This window comes from Streptomyces sp. NPDC002536, from assembly GCF_053594995.1.
This window is the reverse complement of sequence record NZ_JBSFWU010000012.1, coordinates 1-22,951: the sequence shown is the minus strand read 5'-3', so window position 1 is coordinate 22,951 and position 22,951 is coordinate 1. Positions and strand designations below refer to the sequence as shown.

General features: G+C 72.6%; 24 protein-coding genes. 6 read left to right on the top strand and 18 right to left on the bottom strand.

Features of this window, described 5'->3' with window-relative positions:
• Positions 1–29: 29 nt before the first annotated feature.
• Positions 30–695, bottom strand: coding sequence for a transglycosylase SLT domain-containing protein (locus tag ACWD4B_RS06950; protein ID WP_451419797.1), 666 nt, complete (start codon positions 693–695; stop codon positions 30–32).
• A gap of 326 nt (positions 696–1,021) precedes the next feature.
• Here ACWD4B_RS06950 and ACWD4B_RS06945 point away from each other — a divergent pair, with 326 nt between their 5' ends.
• Complete coding sequence (locus ACWD4B_RS06945) at positions 1,022–2,197, top strand: class I SAM-dependent methyltransferase (protein ID WP_451419796.1); 1,176 nt, start codon at positions 1,022–1,024, stop codon at positions 2,195–2,197.
• 135 nt (positions 2,198–2,332) lie between these two features.
• On the opposite strand, the gene ACWD4B_RS06940 is transcribed toward ACWD4B_RS06945, so the two are convergent.
• Genes ACWD4B_RS06940 through tsaB form a run of 4 tightly spaced genes read right to left on the bottom strand, consistent with a single transcriptional unit; the run spans position 2,333 to position 5,099 of the window.
• Positions 2,333–2,716: a hypothetical protein gene (locus tag ACWD4B_RS06940; protein WP_451419795.1), complete on the bottom strand. Its 384-nt coding sequence runs from the start codon at positions 2,714–2,716 to the stop codon at positions 2,333–2,335.
• A gap of 55 nt (positions 2,717–2,771) precedes the next feature.
• Positions 2,772–3,908: a tRNA (adenosine(37)-N6)-threonylcarbamoyltransferase complex transferase subunit TsaD gene (tsaD, locus tag ACWD4B_RS06935; RefSeq protein ID WP_451419794.1), complete on the bottom strand. Its 1,137-nt coding sequence runs from the start codon at positions 3,906–3,908 to the stop codon at positions 2,772–2,774.
• Positions 3,892–4,380 carry a ribosomal protein S18-alanine N-acetyltransferase gene (gene rimI / locus ACWD4B_RS06930; RefSeq protein ID WP_451419854.1) on the bottom strand — a complete coding sequence of 163 codons (489 nt, stop codon included), beginning with the start codon at positions 4,378–4,380 and terminating at the stop codon, positions 3,892–3,894. The genes tsaD and rimI overlap by 17 nt, the downstream gene beginning before the upstream one ends.
• A gap of 50 nt (positions 4,381–4,430) precedes the next feature.
• On the bottom strand, positions 4,431–5,099 hold the full coding sequence (gene tsaB, locus ACWD4B_RS06925; protein WP_336413008.1) for a tRNA (adenosine(37)-N6)-threonylcarbamoyltransferase complex dimerization subunit type 1 TsaB: 669 nt from the start codon (positions 5,097–5,099) through the stop codon (positions 4,431–4,433).
• 188 nt (positions 5,100–5,287) lie between these two features.
• Here tsaB and ACWD4B_RS06920 point away from each other — a divergent pair, with 188 nt between their 5' ends.
• Positions 5,288–5,869, top strand: a complete 582-nt coding sequence (locus ACWD4B_RS06920) for a L,D-transpeptidase (RefSeq protein ID WP_451419793.1) — start codon at positions 5,288–5,290, stop codon at positions 5,867–5,869.
• 67 nt (positions 5,870–5,936) lie between these two features.
• Here ACWD4B_RS06920 and ACWD4B_RS06915 read toward each other — a convergent pair whose 3' ends face one another.
• The 4 genes from ACWD4B_RS06915 to alr all read right to left on the bottom strand — a co-directional run bounded on the left by ACWD4B_RS06915 (position 5,937) and on the right by alr (position 9,174).
• Positions 5,937–6,116: a hypothetical protein gene (locus ACWD4B_RS06915; RefSeq protein ID WP_451419857.1), complete on the bottom strand. Its 180-nt coding sequence runs from the start codon at positions 6,114–6,116 to the stop codon at positions 5,937–5,939.
• Between the two features lie 120 nt (positions 6,117–6,236).
• Positions 6,237–6,770, bottom strand: coding sequence for a tRNA (adenosine(37)-N6)-threonylcarbamoyltransferase complex ATPase subunit type 1 TsaE (gene tsaE, locus ACWD4B_RS06910; protein ID WP_391155807.1), 534 nt, complete (start codon positions 6,768–6,770; stop codon positions 6,237–6,239).
• 11 nt (positions 6,771–6,781) lie between these two features.
• Positions 6,782–7,966 (bottom strand): alpha/beta fold hydrolase, encoded by a 1,185-nt coding sequence (locus tag ACWD4B_RS06905; protein ID WP_451419792.1) that lies wholly within the window; start codon positions 7,964–7,966, stop codon positions 6,782–6,784.
• Positions 7,963–9,174 carry an alanine racemase gene (gene alr, locus ACWD4B_RS06900; protein WP_451419791.1) on the bottom strand — a complete coding sequence of 404 codons (1,212 nt, stop codon included), beginning with the start codon at positions 9,172–9,174 and terminating at the stop codon, positions 7,963–7,965. Before alr ends, ACWD4B_RS06905 begins: the two co-directional genes overlap by 4 nt.
• Positions 9,175–9,253: 79 nt before the next feature.
• On the opposite strand from alr, the gene ACWD4B_RS06895 reads away from it, so the two are divergent.
• Positions 9,254–10,693 (top strand): NAD(P)H-hydrate dehydratase, encoded by a 1,440-nt coding sequence (locus ACWD4B_RS06895; RefSeq protein WP_451419790.1) that lies wholly within the window; start codon positions 9,254–9,256, stop codon positions 10,691–10,693.
• Between the two features lie 72 nt (positions 10,694–10,765).
• Here the strand turns inward: ACWD4B_RS06895 and ACWD4B_RS06890 are convergent, their stop codons facing one another.
• From ACWD4B_RS06890 to ACWD4B_RS06870, 5 genes are all read right to left on the bottom strand, one after another.
• Positions 10,766–11,140: a toxin Doc gene (locus ACWD4B_RS06890; RefSeq protein WP_451419853.1), complete on the bottom strand. Its 375-nt coding sequence runs from the start codon at positions 11,138–11,140 to the stop codon at positions 10,766–10,768.
• Between the two features lie 5 nt (positions 11,141–11,145).
• Positions 11,146–11,385, bottom strand: a complete 240-nt coding sequence (locus ACWD4B_RS06885; protein WP_451419789.1) for a hypothetical protein — start codon at positions 11,383–11,385, stop codon at positions 11,146–11,148.
• Between the two features lie 110 nt (positions 11,386–11,495).
• Positions 11,496–11,864, bottom strand: coding sequence for a holo-ACP synthase (locus ACWD4B_RS06880; protein ID WP_336413016.1), 369 nt, complete (start codon positions 11,862–11,864; stop codon positions 11,496–11,498).
• Positions 11,861–13,720: a glutamine--fructose-6-phosphate transaminase (isomerizing) gene (glmS, locus tag ACWD4B_RS06875; protein WP_451419788.1), complete on the bottom strand. Its 1,860-nt coding sequence runs from the start codon at positions 13,718–13,720 to the stop codon at positions 11,861–11,863. The genes ACWD4B_RS06880 and glmS overlap by 4 nt, the downstream gene beginning before the upstream one ends.
• Before the next feature lie 24 nt (positions 13,721–13,744).
• Positions 13,745–14,032 (bottom strand): hypothetical protein, encoded by a 288-nt coding sequence (locus ACWD4B_RS06870; protein ID WP_451419787.1) that lies wholly within the window; start codon positions 14,030–14,032, stop codon positions 13,745–13,747.
• A 198-nt stretch (positions 14,033–14,230) separates the two neighbouring features.
• On the opposite strand from ACWD4B_RS06870, the gene coaA reads away from it, so the two are divergent.
• Positions 14,231–15,229, top strand: coding sequence for a type I pantothenate kinase (gene coaA / locus ACWD4B_RS06865; RefSeq protein WP_451419852.1), 999 nt, complete (start codon positions 14,231–14,233; stop codon positions 15,227–15,229).
• Between the two features lie 40 nt (positions 15,230–15,269).
• Here coaA and glmM read toward each other — a convergent pair whose 3' ends face one another.
• The 4 genes from glmM to ACWD4B_RS06845 form a co-directional block, all read right to left on the bottom strand.
• Positions 15,270–16,628, bottom strand: a complete 1,359-nt coding sequence (glmM, locus tag ACWD4B_RS06860) for a phosphoglucosamine mutase (protein ID WP_451419786.1) — start codon at positions 16,626–16,628, stop codon at positions 15,270–15,272.
• A 180-nt stretch (positions 16,629–16,808) separates the two neighbouring features.
• Complete coding sequence (gene rpsI / locus ACWD4B_RS06855) at positions 16,809–17,312, bottom strand: 30S ribosomal protein S9 (RefSeq protein WP_336413021.1); 504 nt, start codon at positions 17,310–17,312, stop codon at positions 16,809–16,811.
• Between the two features lie 40 nt (positions 17,313–17,352).
• Positions 17,353–17,799: a 50S ribosomal protein L13 gene (rplM, locus tag ACWD4B_RS06850; protein WP_336413022.1), complete on the bottom strand. Its 447-nt coding sequence runs from the start codon at positions 17,797–17,799 to the stop codon at positions 17,353–17,355.
• A 226-nt stretch (positions 17,800–18,025) separates the two neighbouring features.
• Positions 18,026–19,654 (bottom strand): ABC-F family ATP-binding cassette domain-containing protein, encoded by a 1,629-nt coding sequence (locus tag ACWD4B_RS06845; protein ID WP_451419785.1) that lies wholly within the window; start codon positions 19,652–19,654, stop codon positions 18,026–18,028.
• A 133-nt stretch (positions 19,655–19,787) separates the two neighbouring features.
• Here ACWD4B_RS06845 and ACWD4B_RS06840 point away from each other — a divergent pair, with 133 nt between their 5' ends.
• Complete coding sequence (locus ACWD4B_RS06840; RefSeq protein WP_451419784.1) at positions 19,788–20,615, top strand: hypothetical protein; 828 nt, start codon at positions 19,788–19,790, stop codon at positions 20,613–20,615.
• A gap of 149 nt (positions 20,616–20,764) precedes the next feature.
• Entirely contained in the window at positions 20,765–22,849 is a 2,085-nt protein-coding gene (locus ACWD4B_RS06835; RefSeq protein ID WP_451419783.1) for a glycosyltransferase family 4 protein, read from the top strand.
• Positions 22,850–22,951 lie beyond the last annotated feature (102 nt).

The window sequence follows — 22,951 nt, the reverse complement described above, 5'->3', positions numbered from 1 at the left end:
GCTGCCGCCCTGTGCGTGGCTGCCTGCTCTTAGTAGGCGGAGTTGACGCTGTCCATGGAGCCGTACTTGTCGGCGGCGTAGTTGCAGGAGGCGACGATGTTGGCGACCGGGTCGTAGATGTCCCAGGAGGTGCCCTCGACGTGGTACGCCTTGAAGGTCGGGTCGATGATCTGCAGCAGGCCCTTCGAGGGGATGCCGTTCTGGGCGTTGACGTCCCAGTTGTTGACCGCCTGCGGGTTGCCGGTCGACTCGCGCATGACATTGCGCTTGATGCCCTCGTAGGAGCCGGGGATGCCCTTGGCCTTCATGATGTCCAGCGCCTGGGTGATCCAGCCGTCCAGATTGTCACCGTAGGCCTTGGGAGCCGCAGCAGCGGCCTGGGTCTTGGCCGGGGCGCGCTCGGCGGAGCGGCTCACGGTGTCCTGGGCGGAGCGCTCGGCGCCGGCCTTGGCGGCGGCCGCAGCGGCCTTGGCCTGGGCGGCGGCGGTGTCGGTCTGCTTGCTCAGCTCGTCCTGCTGGGTCTCGCCGAAGGCCCGGGCGTTCTGCGCGACCGTCTTGACGGCCGGGGCGGCGCTGGCGGTGCCGGCACCGACGGCGGCCAGGGCGACGGCGGCGACGCCGGTCGCCGCGACAACGGCAGCGGAGAACTTGTGGGCCTTGGGCAGAGCGGTATAGCCGGAGATGGTGGAGCGCATGAGCGAGAAGATCCCTTTCAGTCGCGAAGTCGCAGTGGCCGTCATTGGCGCGAAAGAAGCGCCGCGTCTCGATCGACGGCGCCCTGCGACCCGACCAGTGTTAGCGGCGGGAAAACTCGCTGGCAAAGGTGTGACCTACTACCCCACCGGGCGGAAAGGGGCACCCCCAAAGCAGGCAGAATGCCCGAATTAACCCCATCGGAGCCCACTACCCGCCCTCGTATGTGACCTGCACCCTATGGGTGGCCTCACAAACCGGGACCCCCGCGGTCACGCTCAGGTGGACAACAGTGACCGCCTTTGCGGCCGTCGACGAGAATGGCACCGTGCCTGCACCGAACGCCTTCGCCTCCCTCCTCACCGACGAGGGTCAGCGCCTCCTCGACGAGCTGCGCCACTACGACCCCTCCCAGGAGCTCGCGACAGCGACCCGGCTGCGGCGGGAGCATCCCGCCGAGCTGGTGTCCGCCGCGCTCGGGCAGGCGCGGCTGCGGCAGCGGGCGGTCGCGAAGTTCGGTACCGAGGACGCGTACCGCATGTACTTCACCCCCCACGGCGTCGAGCAGGCGACCCGTACCTCGGTCGCCGCGTACCGGGCCCGCCGCTTCGCGGCGCTCGGGGTGCGCCGGGTGGCCGACCTCTGCTGTGGCATCGGGGGCGACGCGATCGCGCTCGCGCGGGCGGGCGTCTCGGTGCTCGCCGTCGACCGCGACCCGCTGACCTGCGAGGTCGCCCGGGCGAACGCGGCGGCGCTGGGGCTGTCCGAGCTGATCGAGGTGCGCTGCGCGGACGTGACCGAGGTCGACGCCTCCGCGTACGACGCGGTCTTCGTCGACCCGGCACGGCGCGGCGGCCGTGGCCGGATCTTCGACCCCGAGGCCTATTCGCCGCCGCTGTCCTGGGCGGTCGGTGCCGCCCGCAAGGCCCCGTTCGCAGCGCTCAAGATCGCGCCGGGGGTTCCGCACGAGGCGGTCCCCGAGGAGGCGGAGGCGGAGTGGATCTCGGACGGCGGTGACGTGAAGGAGGCCGTCCTGTGGTTCGGCACGGACCCGGGCGTCCGGCGGGCGACGCTCCTGCCGGAGGGCGCGTCGCTGACGGGCCGCGGTCTCCCGGACCCGGCGGTCCGCCCGGTGGGGCGGTATCTGTACGAGCCGGACGGCGCGGTGATCCGGGCGCACCTGGTCGCGGAGGTCGCGGAGGAGCTGGGCGGCGGGCTCGTCGACGAGACGATCGCGTACGTGACGGCCGACGAGCTGCGCGCGACGCCGTATGCGGCGGCGTACGAGATCACGGACGTGCTCCCCTTCAACCTCAAGAAGCTGAAGGCGATCGTGCGCGAGCGCGCGATCGGCGTGGCCGTGATCAAGAAGCGGGGGTCGGCGGTGGAGCCGGAGGAGCTTCGCAGGAAGCTCAAGCTCGACGGGCCGAACTCCTGTGTCGTCGTTCTGACGCGGGTCGCCGGGGCGCCGACGATGCTGCTGGGGCAGCCAGTTCGCGCGTAGGCGCTCTGGTGCGGGTCGTTCTTGGCCGGTCGCGCCCACGCGGCGGAGCCGCTGGGGGTACCTCCTGGGGGCACCCCCAGCGGTAGCTGGGGGAGGTAGCTGGGGGAGTAACAGCCCCGCGCCCCTTGCGGGGCGTCAGTCCAGGTCCGTCAGATCTTCCGCGTAGAGCGTCGTCAGCGGCTGCGGGCCCACGTACTGCTGGCAGTTGCACCGGCCCGGCTCGTAACCGACCGGCTTCTTGTCCGCGTCCCACGCGACGGCCACCTCGACCGACTCATGGCACTTGCCCTGCTTGTCGTGCTTGGCGAGGTGGTGTCCGCAACCGCACACCGGGGCGGGCGGTTTGGCCGCCGCCTCCAGTGCCGCGCGCTCCTCGCGCTGGGCCTCGCGCTGCGCCTCCAGCTCCGCGAGCTTGCGCTCGTGGCGCATCTTGAGGCCGCCGCGAACGGGTTCGGTGACCTTGGCGACGATGCCCGCGGCCGGGCCGGCGAAGATGAACGCCCACCAGAACCATTCCACTGCGGATCGCCGCCTTCCCCGTGTCCCCCGATTGCCCGGGCACCAGGATAAGCCGTCAGGAATACAGGTTGTCCTTGCTCAACTCATGGAAGTGGTCGTGGTCGTGGTCGTGGTCGCGACCGTGCCCATGGTCGTGGTCGTGTCCCGGCACGTGCGGCTCCGTCACCGGCAGCGAGGAGTCCGCCGAGAGGTCCCACGACGAAGCCGCCCGGCCCCGCGCCACCATCTCCGCGCCCAGCGCCGCGACCATGGCGCCGTTGTCCGTGCACAGCTTCGGGCGCGGGATGCGCAGGGTGATGCCCGCGTCCTCGCAGCGGCGCTGCGCCATCGCGCGCAGGCGGGAGTTGGAGGCGACGCCGCCGCCGATCATGAGGTGGTCGACGCCCTCGTCCTTGCAGGCGCGGACGGCCTTGCGGGTCAGGACGTCGACGACCGCCTCCTGGAAGGACGCCGCCACGTCCGCGACGGGGACGTCCTCGCCCGCGGCGCGCTTGGCCTCGATCCAGCGGGCCACCGCCGTCTTGAGGCCCGAGAAGGAGAAGTCGTAGGCGGGGTCGCGCGGGCCGGTCAGGCCGCGCGGGAAGCGGATCGCCTCCGGGTCGCCCTCGCGCGCGTAGCGGTCGATGACCGGGCCGCCCGGGAAGCCGAGGTGGAGGACGCGGGCGATCTTGTCGAAGGCCTCGCCCGCCGCGTCGTCGATGGTGGAGCCCAGCGGGCGGACGTCGGAGGTGATGTCGGGGGCCAGCAGCAGCGAGGAGTGGCCGCCGCTCACCAGCAGGGCCATCGTCGGCTCCGGCAGGGCGCCGTGCTCAAGCTGGTCCACGCAGATGTGGGAGGCCAGGTGGTTCACGCCGTACAGGGGCTTGCCGAGCGCGTAGGCGTACGCCTTCGCCGCCGAGACGCCCACGAGCAGCGCGCCCGCGAGGCCGGGGCCCGCCGTCACCGCGATGCCGTCGAGGTCCTTCGCGCTGACCCCGGCATCCTTCAGGGCGCGCTGGATCGTCGGGACCATCGCCTCCAGGTGCGCCCGGCTGGCGACCTCGGGGACGACACCGCCGAAGCGGGCGTGCTCGTCGACGCTGGAGGCGACCGCGTCCGCGAGGAGCGTGTGCCCGCGGACGATGCCGACGCCGGTCTCGTCGCACGAGGTCTCGATGCCGAGGACGAGGGGTTCGTCAGCCTTGCGAGCCATGGGTCATTCCTTGCACTGCGGTAGAAGGGTCGGAGAGGCGCATGACGAGGGCGTCGACGTTGCCCGGCTGGTAGTAGCCGCGGCGGACGCCGACCGGCTCGAAGCCGAAGCGCTCGTAGAGGCGCTGGGCCCGGGTGTTGTCGACGCGCACCTCGAGCAGCACCTCGCGGCACTCGAAGGAGGTCGCGGTGGTCAGCAGCTCGGTGAGCAGCCGCGCGCCGAGGCCGGTACCCCAGAAGTCGTAGGCGACCGCGATGGTCTGGACGTCGCCGGTGCCGTCGACGGCGGCGAGCCCGGCGTAGCCGACGACGCGGGGCTTCTCCTCGCGGGTCTCGGCGACCACGTAGCGGCGGTTGGCGTTCGGCCCGCGCGCGTGGGCCAGTTCGGACCAGAACAGGCCCTTGGACCAGGCGTCGTGCGGGAAGAGCTCGCGCTCCAGGTCGAGCACCGGGCCGATGTCCCACCAGCGCATCTCCCGGATGCGGACGGGCACTTCGGCCGGGTCGGGCACGGGTGTCGCCGTCACTTCGGGGTGACCACCTTGTAGTTGGCCGGTACCTGGGCGTCGGGACGGCGCAGGTACAGCGGCTGGTCCGGCAGGAACTCCCCGCCCGTGCGCAGCTTCTCGGCCGCGAGCGCCGCCAGGGCGGCCGCGGACTGGTGCTGCGGCAGGTCGGCCCGGACGTCCGTGAAGGCGTCGGCGTACAGGACGGCGCCCGCGCCGACGGCCGTCAGGCCGGCCAGCTTCTCGGTGAGGTCGGCGGGACGGTCCACGGCGGGCTCGGTCAGGCGGGTGCGCGGGTCCGCGTAGCGGGCCCAGTAGACCTCCTTGCGGCGGGCGTCCGTCGCGACGACGAACTCGCCGGTCAGGCCCGCCTGCCCGGCCGCGTACGCGATGCCGTCGAGCGAGCACAGGCCGTGGACGGGGACGGAGAGCGCGGCGCCGAAGGTGGCCGCCGTGACGATGCCGACGCGCAGGCCGGTGTACGGGCCGGGGCCGACGCCGACGACGATGTCCGTCACGTCCGCCAGCGTGCGGCCGGCCTCGGAGAGCACTCGGTCGACGGCGGGAAGCAGCAGCTCACCGTGCCTGCGGGCGTCCACCTGACCCGACTCGGCGACGACGGAGTCGCCGTCGTGGAGGGCTACGGTGACGGCGGGGGTGGCGGTATCAAGAGCGAGCAGCAGCACACCGACAAGCGTACGGCGCCGGGTGGGGCGGCCGGTGCCCGGCCGGGAACCGGGCGGGTGTGCGCACCGGGGCTGCCGGGGGCGCGGCGGGGGCACGTCCAGGTGCTACGGTCGGGCCGTACGCAGGGCGGCGCGTTTGCGCGCGTGCGTGTATCCGCAGCGTATTCGCAGACGAAGGGGTGCTCAGCGTGGCACGCAGCAGCTCGGGGGTCATCGTGGCCGCGCTCACCGCGGCGGCGCTGGCCGGGGTCGGCTTTCTCGCTTACCAGGCCGAGGCCGCGCCCGACAAGCCCGCCCGTCACCACGCCGCCGCGGGCAAGGACAAGCAGTCCCAGCAGCAGGGCGGCAAGCCGGCCGCGGGCCCGCAGGACGGCCGGCAGCAGGCGGCGAACGCGGTTCCGGCGGCCTCGGGCACCGGGCTGCGGGTGGTCTACGCGCTCGCGCAGAAGCGGGTGTGGCTGGTGGGGGCGGACGGCAAGGCCTCGCGGACCTTCGACGTCGCGCCGAGCGCGGTGAGCCCGCAGCCGGGGACGTACACGGTGACGTCGCGCTCCGCGAACATCACCGGGTCGGACGGGATCCCGGTGGAGCACGTGGTGCGGTTCAACGCGGTGAACGGGGTGGTCTTCGGCTTCAGCGCCGCCGTCGACGGGTCCTCACCGAACCCGAACTCCGGGAAGCGGACGGGCGCCATCCGCGAGAAGCCGGCCGATGGGCGGGCCATGTGGGAGTTCGCCGTCAGTGGGACCAAGGTCGTCGTCGTTCCGTAGCTCTGCGGCTGCGGGTCGGCTGTGGCTGGTCGCGCAGTTCCCCGCGCCCCTGACGGGGCGCCCCCTTCTACGCCGCCTCGCGATCCGGCTGGTCCTCGGCCGGCTCCGCGTCGTCCTCTTCCCTCGGCGGAGTCGACACCGCATCGGCCGCCGCGCACGCCGCGAGCAGATCGCGCATCGAAGGCGTCCGCTCCTCGGAGCGGCTCGCAGGCTCGTGGGCCGACATGTGCGCCTCCAGGGATGCCATGGGCGAAGTTAGGTAGACCTAACCGAGTCTCTGCAGTCCATGTGACCACGCCCGGAGGCACCCGCGCAACATTTTGCCGACGGCTTGTCGGAATGTTGTCGGAATACGCGCCTCAGCACGTCAGCCCAGCGGCGCCAGGTCCGCGTCCGCCCAGCGGGCGCCCACGCCCGTCACCGTCACGGTGCGGATGTCGTCCGCCTCGTCGATCGCGAGGCCGTCCGCCCCGACGGCCCGCTCGATGACGACCCGCAGCCGGTCGTCCGACAGGTCCTCGACCTTGCCGTCGCCCCACTCCACGACGATCACCGACTCCGGCAGGGACACGTCGAGGTCGAGGTCCTCCATCTCGTCCAGCCCGCCGGAGAGGCGGTAGGCGTCGACGTGGACGAGCGCCGGGCCGCCCCGCAGCGACGGGTGGACCCGGGCGATCACGAACGTCGGCGAGGTGACGGCACCGCGCACGCCGAGGCCTTCGCCCAGGCCGCGGGTCAGCGTCGTCTTGCCGGCGCCGAGCTCGCCGGAGAGCAGCACGAGGTCGCCGGGGCGCAGCAGGCCCGCGAGCCGGCGGCCCAACTCCCGCATGTCGTCGGCGGACTTGACGGTGAGCTGCGCTGCGGCGCCGGGGCGGCCGGTGGTGTCGTGCGGGGCGTTCATGCAGACCGATGTTACGGGGCCGGGGCGGTGCGCGGCGCCGGGGCGCCCACGGCCCCCGCCTCGGCCAGCAGCTCCGCGAGGTGGTCGTCGACGAGCCCGGGGTGCTCCATCATCACCATGTGCCCGGCCCCGGGAACCAGCACCAGCTCGGCGTCCGGCAGGGCCTCGGCGATGACCTCGCTGTGGGTGTGCGGGATGACCATGTCCTTGTCGCCGGCGAGGACCAGCACCGGCAGGTGGTCGAAGGCGGACAGCGCCGCGAGCTTGTCGTGCCCGGCGAAGACCGCGTAGAACTCGGCGACCACGTCCACCGGCGTCGCCTCGATCAGCCGTTCGGCGAACCGTGCCACCGCGGGGTCGACGTCCCGCGCGCCGAACGAGTAGCGCTTGATGACACCGCCGACGATCTCGCTGGTGGCCCGGCGGCCCTTCTCGACCAGCTCGGTCTGGGTCGTCATCAGCTTGAAGGCGCCCGGCAGGATCCGCCGCGCCACGCTCCACCCGGCGGCCGGGAGCCCGTACGTCACCTCGGACATCCGCCCCGAGGACGTGCCGACGAAGGCCGCGCCGACGACGCGCTCCGCGATGAGGCCGGGATGGTGCGCGGCGAGCGCCATGGTCGTCATGCCGCCCATCGAGTGCCCCACGAGCACCAGCGGCCCCTCGGGGGCGGCGGCGTCGATGACGGCCTTCAGGTCGTGGCCCAGGAGGTCGACGGAGAGGGGGGTGCCGCGCCCGCGCTCGGAGCGGCCGTGGCTGCGCTGGTCCCAGAAGACCATGCGGACCTTGCCGCGCAGGGCGGCGCGCTGGAAGTGCCAGGAGTCCTGGCTCAGGCAGTAGCCGTGGCTGAAGACGACCGTGACGGGCGGCGCGGCGGTGGCCGGCCGGCGGCCGAAGCGACGCCCGGGGCGCTCCGTCTCCGGCTCCGCGACCTCGTCGACCTCGTAGTACAGCTCGGTGCCGTCCGCGGCGACGGCCGTCCCGGGCGTGCCGCGCAGCGTCCCGTACGGGCCCGACGAGTCCAGGGCGAGGCGCGCCTTGCGGCGCATGCCGCGCCCGACCGTCAGCCGCTCCACGGCGACCCCGACCGCGGCTCCGGCCGCCACGACCCCGACCGCGGCCCCGGCGAGTCCCGCCCCGCGCCGCCAGGCGGCGCCCGCCGCCGTGCCCGTGCCCGTACTGTCGCCCTCGCTCATCCTGTGCCCCCCGTGTCGTGGTCACGTCCCGTGTCACCACGTGGTGTGCGCGCAGTGCTGCCGGTACTTGCAGTGTCACCGACATAGACGCGGGGCACACGCACCGAGATGCGGGTGACCACTTCGTAGGCGATGGTTCCGGTCGCTCTTGCCCAGTCCTCGGCGGTGGGCTCGCCGTGGTCGCCGGGGCCGAAGAGGACGGCCTCGTCGCCCGGCTCCGCGCCGTCGCCGCCGAGGTCCACGACGAACTGGTCCATCGCGACCCGGCCCGCGACCGTGCGCCACTTGCCGCCGATCAGTACGGGTCCGGTGCCGGAGGCGGCGCGCGGGATGCCGTCCGCGTAGCCGACGGGGACGAGCGCCAGGGTCGTCTCGCCCGGGGTCGTGTACTGGTGCCCGTACGAGACGCCGTGGCCGCCGGGCACCCGCTTGACCGAGGCCAGGGAGGCCGTCAGCGTCATCACGGGCCGCAGGCCGAGCGACTCCGGGGTGCCGAGCTCGGGGCTCGGCGATATGCCGTACATCGCGACGCCGGTGCGTACGAGGTCGAAGTGGGTCTCGGGGAGGGTGAGGGTGGCCGGGGAGTTGGCGATGTGCCGCACCTCGGGGCGCAGGCCCTGGCGCTCCGCGTAGCCGACGGCGTCCTGGAAGACGGCCAGCTGGGCACGGATGGAGGGGTGCCCGGGCTCGTCGGCGCAGGCGAAGTGGGACCAGATGCCGGTGACCCGGACCAGGCCCGCCTCCTCCGCCGCGCGGGCGGCGGCCACGAGCTGCTCCCAGTCGCCGGGCTGGCAGCCGTTGCGGCCCAGGCCGGTGTCGATCTTCAGCTGGACGCGGGCGGGGCGGCCGCAGGCCCGGACGGCCGCGGTGACCTCGTCCAGCGCCCACAGGCCGCTGACGGAGACGTCGATGTCCGCCTCGACGGCCTCCCGCCACGGGTCGCCCGGCGTCCACAGCCAGCACATCAGCCGGCCGGTGTCCCCGGCGGCACGCAGCGCGAGCGCCTCCTGCGGCAGGGCCGTGCCGACCCACTCGGCGCCGGCCTCCCGGGCGGCGCGGGCGCACGGCAGCGCGCCGTGCCCGTACGCATCCGCCTTGACCACGGCCATCAGCTGCGCGCCACGGGCGCGGGCCTTCAGGGTGCGTACGTTGGCCCGCAGGGCGGCCAGGTCGACCACGGCTCGGACGCGCATCGGTGTCTCACTCATCCCCGTCAGTGTCTCAGGCCACGCGGCAGGCGGGGGGCGACGGGTGTCGCGGCCGTGACCCCTGGGGGAGGCTGGCCCCATGAGGACTGGCTACAGCGTGGAGACCGTACGGGCCGCCGAGCGCGCGCTCATGGCCCGGCTGCCCGAGGGCGCCCTGATGCAGCGGGCGGCGGCCGGACTGGCCGCGGCCTGCGCGGACCTGCTGGGGAAGGTGTACGGGGCCCGGGTGGCGCTGCTGGCCGGCAGCGGGGACAACGGGGGCGATGCGCTCTACGCGGGCGCCCGGCTCGCGCGCCGGGGCGCGGGGGTCACGGCGGTGCTCCTCGCGCCGGAGCGGGCGCACGAGGGCGGCCTGGCGGCCCTGCGGGCGGCCGGGGGCCGGGCGGTGACCGCTGCGGCCGGCGCAGCCGTGCTCCGCCGGGCCGACCTCGTCATCGACGGAATCGTCGGCATCGGGGGCCGCGGCGGCCTGCGGCCGGAGGCGGAGGCCCTGGTCGGGGAGGCGGAGGGGGCGCTCGTGGTGGCCGTCGACCTGCCGAGCGGCGTGGACGCGGACACCGGCGAGGTGCGGGGGGCCGCGGTGCGGGCGGATGCGACGGTGACCTTCGGCGCCTACAAGCCGGGCCTGCTCATCGACCCGGCGCGGGAGTGCGCGGGGGCGCTGCGTCTGGTCGACATCGGCCTCGGGCCGTTCCTGGCAGGCCCCCCGGACGTGGAGGCCCTCCACCACGCGGATGTGGCCGGATTGCTCCCCTTCCCCGAGCCGGAGAGTGACAAATACCGCCGCGGTGTGGTCGGCATCGTCGCGGGCTCGGCCCGCTACCCCGGCGCCGCCGTCCTGGCCGTGGCCGGCGCCCTCCAGGGCGGTGCGGGCGCGGTGCGCTACGCCGGCCCCGCGGTGGACGCGGTGATCGCCCGCTTCCCCGAGACCCTGGTGACGGCCGGCCCGCCGTCGAAGGCGGGCCGGGTCCAGGCGTGGGTGGTGGGCCCGGGCCTGGGCGACGGCGCGGAGGCCCGCCGGGCCCTGGAGGACGTCCTCGCCCAGGACGTCCCGGTCCTCGTCGACGCGGACGGCCTGCGCCTGCTGGACGCCGGGGCGGTACGGGCCCGGACCGCCGCGACGGTCCTGACCCCGCACGCCGGGGAGGCCGCGGCCCTGCTGGGCCTGTCCCGCGAGGAGGTGGAGGCCGGGCGTCTGGCGGCGGTGCGCGGCCTGGCGGAACACTTCGGGGTGACGGCCCTCCTGAAGGGCTCGACGACCCTGATCGCCTCCGGCGCGGACACCCCGGTGCGGGTGAACCCCACGGGGACGCCGTGGCTGGCGACCGCGGGGAGCGGGGACGTCCTCTCGGGCCTCACGGGCTCCCTGCTGGCGGCGGGCCTGCCGGGGCGGGACGCGGCATCCGTGGGGGCGTACCTGCACGGGCTGGCGGCACGGGACCTGGGGGCGGCGCCGATCACGTCGATGGCCGTGGCGGAGGGGCTGCGGGGGGTGTGGCGGGACGTGGCGCGGGGCTGAAACGCGGGGCCTGGCACTCTTCCGGGTGAAGGCCCGGGCGAAAACCGGTTATGGGCTGGAGAGCCAAAGGGTTCAGACGCGCCAGCCGCGCAGGCGACCTGCCACCTCGAAGATGTCGGCCTTTCGTCCTTGGACTTCACGCACAAGTTCGACCAGTGCGCCGTACGGCGGGTCAACTCCCTCACCGGACTGGTGCATGTAGGCAACGGCGACCTGGCAGGCGTAGAGGGAGTTCCGGTGCGGCAGGGGTTCGAGGCGCACCAAGGTATGCAGAAGCGCCGCGGCGCGCCAAGCGGCATCGGGGTCGGCGGCATCGGGGTGGGGAATGCGCGTCTTGTGGCGGGCGACTGCGGCCACGAGCGCCGAATAGTCGGCGACCGAGACGTCTTCCGGGACCACTTGCTCCTGGACATCCAGGAGCCAGGACACGTCGATGTAGAGGACCATGGCCATCAGGCGGCTTCGGCTCCCTGTCGGCCCTGCCCCGGAGGGATTTCGTCGGGGAATGCCTCGTCGAACTCGGCGCGGTGTTCCAGCCCCCAGTCCACGGCGTGGCGGACGAACTGGCGCCTCTGGTACTCGCGCACGGACAGGTCATGGATGTACTGCTTCAGCGACTTGCCTTCCGCCGCAGCAGCAGCGCGTACGGCCTCGAGCTCGTCATCGGTGAAGGTCACGTTCAAGGACGGCATAGCCGCGATGGTACCTATCCGGTACCTGTATCGCAGGGCATTCATGAAACCGGGGCCACAGGCCTGGAGCGGGCGGCACCGCCAACGGCCGCCCGCCCGCGCCCGCCCCCTCACTTCTCCGCGATCACCACAGCGGAAGCGACCCCCGCGTCATGGCTCAGCGACACATGCCACGACGTCACACCCAGCGCCTCCGCCCGTGCCGCCACCGTCCCCGTGACCACCAGGCGTGGCTGGCCGCTGTTCTCCGTGACGACCTCCGCGTCCGTCCACAGCAGGCCCCCCGGGGCGCCCAGTGCCTTCGCCAGGGCCTCCTTGGCCGCGAAGCGGACCGCGAGCGAGGCGGTGCCGCGGCGCTGGCCGCTCGGCAGGTAGAGCTCGCGCTCCACGAACAGGCGCTCCGCCATGCCGGGGGTGCGCTCCAGCGCGGCGCCGAAACGTTCGATCTCGGCGACGTCGATACCGACTCCGACGATCATTCGACCGTCACCGACTTCGCCAGGTTGCGCGGCTGGTCCACCTCGTTGCCCCGCGCCGTCGCGAGCTCGCAGGCGAAGACCTGGAGCGGGACGGTCGCGACGAGCGGCTGCAGCAGCACCGGGGTCACCGGGATCTCGATCAGGTGGTCCGCGTACGGCCACACCGCCTCGTCGCCCCGCTCCGCGATCACGATGGTGCGGGCGCCGCGGGCCCGGATCTCCTGGATATTGGAGACGATCTTGTCGTGCAGGACGGACCGGCCGCGCGGCGACGGCACCACGACCACCACTGGCAGGTCCTCCTCGATCAGCGCGATCGGGCCGTGCTTCAGCTCGCCCGCCGCGAAGCCCTCGGCGTGCATGTACGCCAGCTCCTTCAGTTTCAGCGCGCCCTCCAGGGCGACCGGGTATCCGACGTGCCGGCCCAGGAACAGCACGGTCCCCTTGTCCGCCAGCGAGCGGGCCAGTTCGCGCACCGGCTCCATCGTCTCCAGGACCTCGTCCACGTGCGTGGCGATGTCCGACAACTCCCGTACGACGGACCGGACTTCGTCGCCCCACTTGGTGCCGCGCACCTGCCCCAGGTACAGCGCCACCAGGTAGCAGGCCACCAGCTGCGTCAGGAACGCCTTCGTCGAGGCGACCGCCACCTCCGGGCCGGCGTGCGTGTACAGCACGGCATCCGATTCGCGCGGAATCGTCGAGCCGTTCGTGTTGCAGATCGCCAGGACCTTCGCGCCCTGCTCGCGCGCGTGCCGCAGCGCCATCAGCGTGTCCATCGTCTCGCCGGACTGGGAGATGGCGATCACCAGCGTCCGCGGGCCGAGGATCGGGTCGCGGTAGCGGAACTCGCTCGCCAGCTCCGTCTCGCACGGGATGCGCGTCCAGTGCTCGATCGCGTACTTGGCGATCAGCCCGGCGTGGTACGCCGTGCCGCACGCCACGATCACGACCTTGTCGACCTCCCGCAGCACCGGGCCCGGGATCCGCACCTCGTCCAGCGACAGCGTCCCGGCAGCGTCGATGCGGCCCAGCAGCGTGTCCGCGACGGCCTTCGGCTGCTCGGCGATCTCCTTGAGCATGAAGTAGTCGTAGCCGCCCTTCTCGGCGGCCGAGGCGTCCCAGTCGACGTGGTACGGGCGGACTTCCGCTTCCTTGCCCTCGAAGGTGGTGACGGTGACCGTCACGTCCGCGAGCTCCCGGCGGAGCTCGACCACCTGGTCCTGGCCGAGCTCGACCGCCTCCCGGGTGTGGGCGATGAAGGCCGCGACGTCCGAGGCCAGGAAGGCCTCGCCGTCCCCCACGCCCACCACCAGCGGGGAGTTGCGGCGGGCGCCGACCACCACGTCCGGGTCGTCCGCGTGCACCGCGACCAGCGTGAACGCGCCCTCCAGGCGACGGCACACCTGCCGCATGGCCTCGGCGAGGTCGCCGCAGGAGGAGAAGACCTCCGAGAGCAGATGGGAGACGACCTCGGTGTCCGTCTCCGAGGTCAGTACGTGACCGCGCTCGGCCAGCTCGGCGCGCAGCGCGGCGAAGTTCTCGATGATGCCGTTGTGGACGACCGCGACGCGGCCCGGATTGTCCAGATGAGGGTGGGCATTGGCATCGTTGGGCGCGCCGTGCGTGGCCCACCGCGTGTGGCCGATGCCGGTGTGCCCGGACGGCAGGGGGCGGGCGGCGAGCTCCTTCTCCAGATTGGCGAGCTTGCCGGCCTTCTTCGCGGCCGCGAGCCCGCCGTCGGCAGGCACCGCCACACCGGCCGAGTCATAGCCGCGGTACTCCAGCCGCCGCAGCCCGGCGAGGACGACGTCGAGGGCGCACTGCCCTCCCACATACCCAACGATTCCGCACATGGAGTGCAGCGTACGGCTCCCGCCTCAACGTCCGCGCTCGATCCGGTAGATGGCCTCCTGCACCAGATCCAGGTACTCGACCTCCTCGCAGCGCGGCTTGCTGCCCAGGACGTACCGGTCCAGGCAGTCGCCCAGCTCCTGCCCCAGATCCTCCTCCGGCAGCTCGGCGCCGAGCTCCCCGCGCACCCGGTCGGCGAAGGCCTCCCGGGCCGCGTCGCCGCTGCGGCAGGCGGCGGAACCGGAGCCGGAGCGGCGGAACGCGCGCCGGACCGAGTAGCGCAGGTGGCGGTGTACGAGACGGAGAACGAACACGGGAGCCTCGCGCGGGGTGCGGACCGGACCGGACAACGGAAAGGCTGGACAGACGGCACAGCAAGGCTGGAACGTATTCCTGACCCGTGAGTAAGTACAGGCTCCCGGCCGAACTTCACCCACCGGCACCACACGCGCCCCTCGGTGTCGCCCGCGCCACACACCCCCGAGGTGATCACCGCCCGTGGCCCCCGCAGAATGGGGGCCGTGCCGACCACCACAGAGCAGCCGCAACCCCCGCACCAGCGACGGCGTGCCGACTCCTCGCCCTTCGTCGACCTCACCCGGGCCGAGTGGAGCGCCCTGCGCGAGAACACGCCGCTGCCGCTCACGGCCGCCGAGGTCGAGGCGCTGCAGGGGCTCGGCGACGTCATCGACCTCGACGAGGTCCGCGACATCTACCTGCCGCTCTCCCGGCTGCTCAACCTCTACGTGGGCGCCACCGGACAGCTGCGCGGCGCGCTCAACACCTTCCTCGGCGAGAAGGGGGCCCAGCGCGGCACGCCCTTCGTGATCGGCGTCGCCGGCAGCGTGGCCGTCGGCAAGTCGACCACGGCCCGGCTGCTGCGCGCCCTCCTCGCGCGCTGGCCCGAGCACCCGCGCGTGGAGCGCGTCACCACGGACGGCTTCCTGCTGCCCAACGCGGAGCTGCAGGCACGCGGCCTGATGTCGCGGAAGGGCTTCCCCGAGTCCTACGACCGGCGGGCGCTGACGCGGTTCGTCGCGGACGTGAAGGCCGGCAAGGAGGAGGTCTCGGCGCCGGTCTACTCGCACCTGACCTACGACATCGTGCCGGGCGAGCGGCTGACCGTGCACCGCCCCGACATCCTGATCGTCGAGGGCCTCAACGTCCTCCAGCCGGCCCAGCCCGGCAAGGACGGCCGCACCCGGGTCGGGCTCGCCGACTTCTTCGACTTCAGCGTGTACGTGGACGCGCGGGCCGAGGACATCGAGCAGTGGTACTACCACCGCTTCCGGAAGCTGCGGGCCACGGCGTTCCAGGACCCGGACTCGTACTTCCGGCGCTACACGGAGGTGTCGGAGGAGGAGGCGCTCGACTACGCGCGCCGGAACTGGCGGACCATCAACAAGCCCAACCTCCTGGAGAACGTCGCCCCGACACGGGGCCGTTCGAACCTGATCCTGCGCAAGGGTCCGGACCACAAGGTGCAGCGGCTGTCGCTGCGCAAGCTGTAGAAACGGCAGGGGCCCCGGTGAAACCGGGGCCCCAACTCTGCTAGCCCAGCGCGGACTTCACCACGTCGGCCAACCGCTGCGCAATCGTGCGCGCCTGCTCGATGTCGGCAGCCTCGACCATCACCCGCACCAGCGGCTCGGTCCCCGAGGACCGCAGCAACACCCGCCCGGTGGAACCGAGTTCACGCTCCGCCGTCTTCACGGCCTCCGCCAGCTCCTCCGAGGTGGCGACCCGCGACTTGTCGACGTCGCGCACGTTGACGAGCACCTGCGGCAGCCGCTCCATCACGCCCGCCAGCTCCGCGAGCGAGCGGCCCGTCGCGGCGACGCGGGCCGCCAGCATCAGGCCGGTCAGCGTGCCGTCGCCGGTCGTCGCGTGGTCCAGGACGATGACGTGGCCGGACTGCTCGCCGCCGAGGGCGAAGCCGTTCGCCTTCATCTCCTCCAGGACGTAGCGGTCGCCGACCGCGGTCTGGACGAGGTCGACGCCCTCGCGCTCCATGGCCAGCTTGAAGCCCAGGTTCGACATCACGGTCGCCACGATCGTGTTCTTGCGCAGCGACCCGGCGTCGCGCATGGCGAGACCCAGCACGGCCAGGATCTGGTCGCCGTCGACCTCGTCGCCCTTGGCGTCCACGGCCAGGCAGCGGTCGGCGTCGCCGTCGTGCGCCACGCCCAGGTCGGCGCCGTGCTCGACGACGGCGGCGCGCAGCTTGCCCAGGTGCGTGGAGCCGCACTCGTGGTTGATGTTGAGGCCGTCCGGCTCGGTGCCGATGGTGACGACCTCGGCACCGGCCCGCGCGAAGGCCTCGGGCGAGACCCGGGCCGCCGCGCCGTGGGCGCCGTCGATGACGACCTTGAGGCCGTCGAGGCGGTTGGGGAGGACGCCGATCAGGTGGGCGACGTAGTTGTCGAAGCCCTGGTCGTACTCGCGGACCCGGCCGACACCGGCGCCGGTGGGCCGGTCCCAGGGCTCGCCGGAGGCGTGGGCCCGGTAGGTCTGCTCGATACGGTCCTCGAGCTCGTCGGCGAGCTTGTGGCCGCCGCGGGCGAAGAACTTGATGCCGTTGTCGGGCATCGCGTTGTGGCTGGCGGAGAGCATCACGCCGAGGTCGGCGCCGAGCGCCCCGGTGAGGTAGGCGACCGCGGGCGTGGGCAGCACGCCCACCCGCAGGACGTCCACGCCCGCACTGGCCAGTCCTGCCACCACGGCGGCCTCCAGGAACTCCCCGGACGCGCGCGGATCACGGCCGACCACCGCCACCGGGCGATGGCCCTCGAAGGAACCCGCCTCGGCGAGCACATGCGCCGCTGCGACCGACAGGCCGAGCGCGAGCTCTGCCGTCAGATCGGCGTTGGCGACACCGCGCACACCATCCGTACCGAAGAGTCGTCCCACTGGTGTCCTCCGAAAAACACTGGAGTGCGGGGTCCGCGCACGGACCCCCGAACGTGAAGGTGTCGAGCCCGGGGCCAGGGCGTTTCCTCCAGGTATACGCCCCGGGCCGCCAATGGCCGAACGCCCCGGCGGCACATTTCGTGCCGCCGGGGCGTTCGGGCAGTGCAGTGAAGCCGCGATTTAGCGCTTGCTGTACTGCGGAGCCTTGCGGGCCTTCTTCAGACCGGCCTTCTTGCGCTCGACCGCACGGTCGTCGCGCTTCAGGAAGCCGGCCTTCTTCAGCGCGCCGCGGTTGTTGTCCACGTCGGCCTCGTTGAGGGCGCGGGCCACACCGAGGCGCAGGGCGCCGGCCTGGCCGGACACGCCGCCACCCGCGATGCGGGCGATGACGTCGTAGCGGTCGTCGAGCTCGAGCACCTTGAAGGGCTCGTTGACTTCCTGCTGGTGCACCTTGTTGGGGAAGTAGTCCTCAAGGGTGCGGCCGTTGATCTTCCACTTGCCGGTGCCCGGAACGATCCGGACGCGGGCGATGGCGTTCTTGCGACGGCCCAGGCCGGCGGCCGGCTGCGGCTCGCCGAAGCGGGAGGCGAGGGACTCGGAGGTGTACTCCGACTCGACGACCTCGGTCTCCGTGGTGTACTCCTCGACGCCCTCGAGCGGCATCTCGGCGGTGGTCTCAGCCACTGATTCTCCTCAGACTTTCTGGTTCGGCGGTGGCCGGGACTCAGCCCTGCTTGACCTGGGTGATCTCGAACGGAACGGGCTGCTGGGCGGCGTGCGGGTGCTGGTCGCCCGAGTAGACCTTCAGCTTCGAGAGCATCTGACGGCCGAGGGAGTTCTTCGGCAGCATGCCCTTGACGGCCTTCTCGACAGCCTTCTCGGGGTTCTTGGCGAGCAGCTCGTCGTAACGGACGGAGCGCAGACCACCCGGGAAGCCAGAGTGGCGGTAGGCCATCTTCTGGGTCTTCTTGTTGCCGGACAGGTGCACCTTGTCGGCGTTGATGATGACAACGAAGTCACCCATGTCCATGTGCGGGGCATACACAGGCTTGTGCTTGCCACGCAGCAGGGAGGCAGCCGTGGAGGCGAGACGGCCCAGGACGACGTCCTGCGCGTCAATGATGTGCCACTGGCGCGTCACATCGCCGGGCTTGGGGCTGAACGTACGCACGGTCGTAGCCTTTTCTCAGTTGAGTTTGGGTCCTGACACGGTCCGTACAGAAAGATCACACGGCTACGGCCGCACCACGGGGACGCAACCCGCGTGCAGGCCACCGGCAACCAGCCCGACGGACAAGCGTAAGGGCCCCTCGCGTGAGAACGACCAAGCCAATACGCATAACGAACCCACAGAGTACCCGGCGCCGCCCGGCAGGGTCAAAACGCGGCGGGGCACCTTATCGCTTGCGCGCCACCCGGGCCTCGTCCCACACCGGCTCCGAGACCTCCCGCAGGCGCCCGTCCGCTCCGAAAAGCAGGAACCGGTCGAAGGAACGGGCGAACCAGCGGTCGTGCGTGACCGCGAGGACCGTGCCCTCGTAGGCATCCAGGCCCTCCTGGAGGGCCTCGGCGCTCTCCAGGTCCAGGTTGTCCGTCGGCTCGTCCAGCAGCAGGGCCGTGGTGCCGGACAGCTCCAGCAGGAGGATCTGGAAGCGTGCCTGCTGGCCGCCCGACAGCCGCTCGAAGCGCTGGTCTCCCTGGCCCTCCAGCTCGTATCGGCGCAGCGCCGACATCGCGCCCCCGCGGTCCTTGGCGTGCTCCGTCCACAGGATGTCGACGAGCGTGCGGCCCTGCAGCTCGGGGCGGGCGTGGGTCTGGGCGAAGTGGCCGGGGACGACCCGGGCGCCCAGCTTCCACGCGCCGGTGTGGGCCACGGGGTTCTCGGAATCCCCGGCGAGCAGGCGGAGGAAGTGCGACTTGCCCGAGCCGTTCGAGCCCAGTACCGCCACCCGCTCGCCGTAGAAGACCTCCAGGTCGAACGGCTGCATCAGCCCCGTGAGCTCCAGCTTCTCGCAGGTCAGCGCGCGTACGCCGGTACGGCCGCCGCGCAGCCGCATCCGGATGTCCTGCTCGCGCGGCGGCTCCGGCGGCGGACCCGCCTCCTCGAACTTCCGCAGCCGGGTCTGGGCCGCCGCGTAGCGCGAGGCCATCTCGTGGCTGACGGATGCCGCCTCGCGCAGGCTGATCACCAGCTTCTTCAGCTGGGCGTGCTTCTCGTCCCAGCGGCGGCGCAGCTCCTCGAAGCGGGCGAAGCGCTCCTTGCGCGCCTGGTGGTAGGTGCCGAAGCCGCCGCCGTGCACCCAGACGTCGCTGCCGGCCGGACCCGGCTCGACGCTGATGATCTTCTCGGCGGCGCGGGAGAGCAGCTCGCGGTCGTGGGACACGAAGAGCACCGTCTTCCGCGTCTCCCGCACCCGCTCCTCCAGCCAGCGCTTGCCGGGGACGTCCAGATAGTTGTCCGGCTCGTCCAGCAGCAGCACCTCTTCCGGACCGCGCAGCAGCGCCTCCAGCACCAGCCGCTTCTGCTCGCCGCCGGAGAGGGTGCGCACCTGGCGCCACTGGGCCTTCTCGTACGGGACGCCGAGGGCGGCCGTGGTGCACATGTCCCACAGGGTCTCGGCCTCGTAGCCGCGGGCCTCCGCCCAGTCGGCCAGGGCCTGCGCATAGGCGAGCTGCGCCGCCTCGTCGTCGACTGTCATCATCGCGTGCTCGGCCTCGTCCACGGCCTGCGCCGCCTCGCGGATGCGCGGCGGCGCCACGGAGACCAGCAGGTCCCGCACGGTGCGCTCGTCCCGCACGGACCCGACGAACTGCGGCATCACGCCCAGCCCGCCGCTCACCGTGACCGTGCCGCCGTGCGGCTGCAGTTCCCCGGAGATCAGCCTCAGCAGGGTCGTCTTGCCGGCGCCGTTGGCCCCGACCAGGGCGACCGCGGCGCCCTCCCCGACCCGGAAGGAGACGTCGCCGAGCAGCGCTCTGCCGTCCGGAAGGTAGTACTCGAGGTGCGCCGTCTCCACATGTCCCATGCGCCGTATTCTCCCGGCCGACCGGGGCACGACCAACCGGATTACGATGCGGGACATGAGTTTTGGGCAGGGGGGGCCGTACGGGCCCACGGGCGACTCCGGACCGACGCCTCCGCAGTGGGGACCCCCGCCCATGCCCCCGCACCAGCCGCCGCCCCCGGCCACCACGCCCGACTGGGCGCAGCTCGCCGACGACACCGCCGCACGCGGCCGGCGCCGCAAGCTGCTGCTCGTCGGCGGCGGCGTGCTCGGCGCGGGTGCCGTGGCCGCCATCGTGGCCACCGCCGTGGTCATGACGGGCAAGAGCGACCCGAGCGACAAGGCCGACACCGCGGGCGGCAGGCTGCCCAGTGCGCCCGCCTCCGCCGAGCCGACCTTCGCCCCGGTCGCGCCGCCGTCGCCGCCGGACCCGCGGGAGTTCATATCCGGCGCGGACAAGGACAAGGCGCCGATCACCACCCAGAGCTTCTTCCCGCAGGCCGAGCCGGTGATGAGCCCCGGAGCCGCCTACAGGCGCATCGCCACCGACACCGCCGCCGACTGCACCAACGCCGCCGAGGGCGGCCTGGGCCAGGTCCTCAAGGACAACGGCTGCCGCCAGGTGCTGCGGGCCACCTACCTGCGCGACGGCGTCGCCGTGACGGTCGGGGTGGCCGTCTTCGACACGAAGGCCGCCGCCGACAAGGCCAAGGACCAGTCCACGGGCAACGTCACCCCGCTGCCCGGGGACGACGGCACGGCCTTCTGCCGCGGCACCACGTGCCGCAGCTCTGCGAACGCGGAAGGGCGGTACGCGTACTTCACCGTCGCGGGCCGCACGGACGGCACCGCGGTCACCGCCGACGACACCAAGGCCCTGGCCGCGGGCCGCGACGCAGGCGGCTACGTCTTCCGCCGCATCCTCGCGCGGGGCAGCGAACAGGCCGCGGCGTCGGTGCGGTCGAAGACGCCCGGGCACTGATCCTTGCAACGTGACCCAAGCCACAATGTAGGCTGCCCGGGCAACCCAAATCCCTCTCAACGGTCTTAACCGACGGTGGGGAGACCTCGACACCCGGGCCAGGGGGAAGGACGGACGCAGCGCCGACAGCGCGCCGCGGACACACCGCCATGAAGATCTCTTTCCTTTTGCAGAACGCCTACGGCATCGGCGGCACCATCCGCTCGACGTTCAACGTCGCGAGCGCTCTCGCTGAGCGCCACGACGTGGAGATCGTGTCGGTCATCAGAAGCGGAAAGACGCCGAGGCTGCCCCTCCACCCCAGGGTCAGACTGGTCAACCTCATCGACCAGCGCCCCGACGAGGGCGCCGACCGCGACCACGAACTGCTCGCGCAGGAGAGCACGTACATCCCCGCGGTCGAGGCCAAGGGCGCGCACTTCAGCGCCCTCACCGACCAGCGCGTCGCCGAACACCTGGCCCGCACCGACGCCGACGTCGTCATCGCCACCCGCCCCGGCCTGGTGATGTACCTCGCCGAGTTCGGCACCGACCGCTACCTGCGCATCGGCCAGGAGCACCGGATCTACGGCACCCACGAGCCGGCCATCCGCGCCTACCAGGACGCCTCCATCCCACACCTGGACGCGCACACCACCGTCTCCGAGGCCGACGCGGCCACCCACCGGGAGCAGTTCCCCGACGCCAGGACGAAGATCGTCTGCCTGCCCAACGGCGTACCGGCCTCCGAGGTCGAACAGGCCGACCCCGACGCCAGGCTCGTCGTCGCCGCCGGCCGGCTCATCCCCGTCAAGCGCTACGACCTGCTCGTCAAGGCCTGGGTCACCGTCGCCGCCGCGCACCCCGACTGGAAGCTGCGCCTCTACGGCCGCGGCCCCGAACAGGCCAGGCTGCGCGCGCAGATCGACCGCCTCGGGCTCAACGAGTCGGTCACGCTCATGGGCGCCCACTCCCCCATCGAGACCGAGTGGGCCAAGGGCTCCATCGCCGCCGTGACCTCCCGCGAGGAGTCCTTCGGCATGACGATCGTGGAGGCCATGCACTGCGGCGTCCCCGTCGTCGCCACCGACTGCCCGCACGGGCCCGGCGAGATCATCACCCACGGCGAGGACGGCCTCCTCGTCCCCGTCGGCGACAGCGACGCCATCGCCAAGGGCCTGCTCGAACTGATCGAGGACGACGGCCTCCGCCGCCGCATGGGCGAGGCCGCCCGCGCCTCCGCCCAGCGCTACTCCCCCGAACGCATTGCCGACGCCTACCTCGACCTCATCGAGAGCCTCCGCGGCGAGCGCGCCGCGACGTCCGGGGCCGGCAGCACGTCCGTGCCGCTGGGCAGGCTGCTGCGCCGCGCCCTCGGCAAGCTCGTCCGGCGACCCGTTGGCAAGGGGGCCAAGCAGGCGAAGCAGCCGGTGAAGAAGGTCCTCAAGGACATCGTCGTCCGCAAGGCGCTGCGCCCCGTGGCCTCCTGCCGCGTCGACGCCGACGGCAACATCCTGGTGTCCGTCGACGGCAGCGGCGTCTCCGGCGACAAGCTCACCCTCACCGTCACCCGCCGCCGCGAGGGCAAGCCCATCGGCGTGCCGCTCACCCCGCCGGCCGGCGACAAGGGCGACCCCTGGACGGCCGTCCTGGACCGGCGCAAGCTCCGCCTGGGCGAAGGACGTTGGGATCTGCACGTCGTGCGCGAGGACGACCGAGCCCGCCGCCGCGTGGTCTCCCACCTCGCCGAGGGCAAGGGCCTGCTCACCGTGGAGCCGCTGCCGGACGCCCCGTTCACCTGGTGGGTGCCCTACCCGACCGTCGACGGCTACCTCGCGCTGCGCGCCTGGCACCGCCCGGCCCACGCCGAGGCGCGCAGCATCCGCACCGGCGAGGACGCGTTCACGGTCGAAGGCACCCTGCACGGCGCCGAGTTCACCGACGACGGCAAGCCCGTCCTCGTCGGCACCCCGCGCACCGAAACCGCGGCCGAGGTCTCGGTGGACGTCGAGATCACCGGCACGACGGCGTTCCGGGTCACCGTCCCGTACGAGCGGCTGAAGGCGGCCCGCGGCGGCGACGAAAGCACGACCTGGGACCTGGCCCTGGTGCCGGCCCCCGGGGCCGAGCCGGTCAAGCTGGGCCGGCTCGTCGGGGACATCGTCGACCGCAACAAGACCGACATCTACCCGACGATCGCGGGCGTCCACCCGTACTTCACGATGTCGAGCGACTTGGCCGTCACGCTTCCGTGACGGCCTGAGCAGCCCGCGCCCGCGCCCCGTAAGGGGCGCGGGGCTGCTACTCCCCCAGCTACCTCCCCCAGCTACCGCTGGGGGTGCCCCCAGGAGGTACCC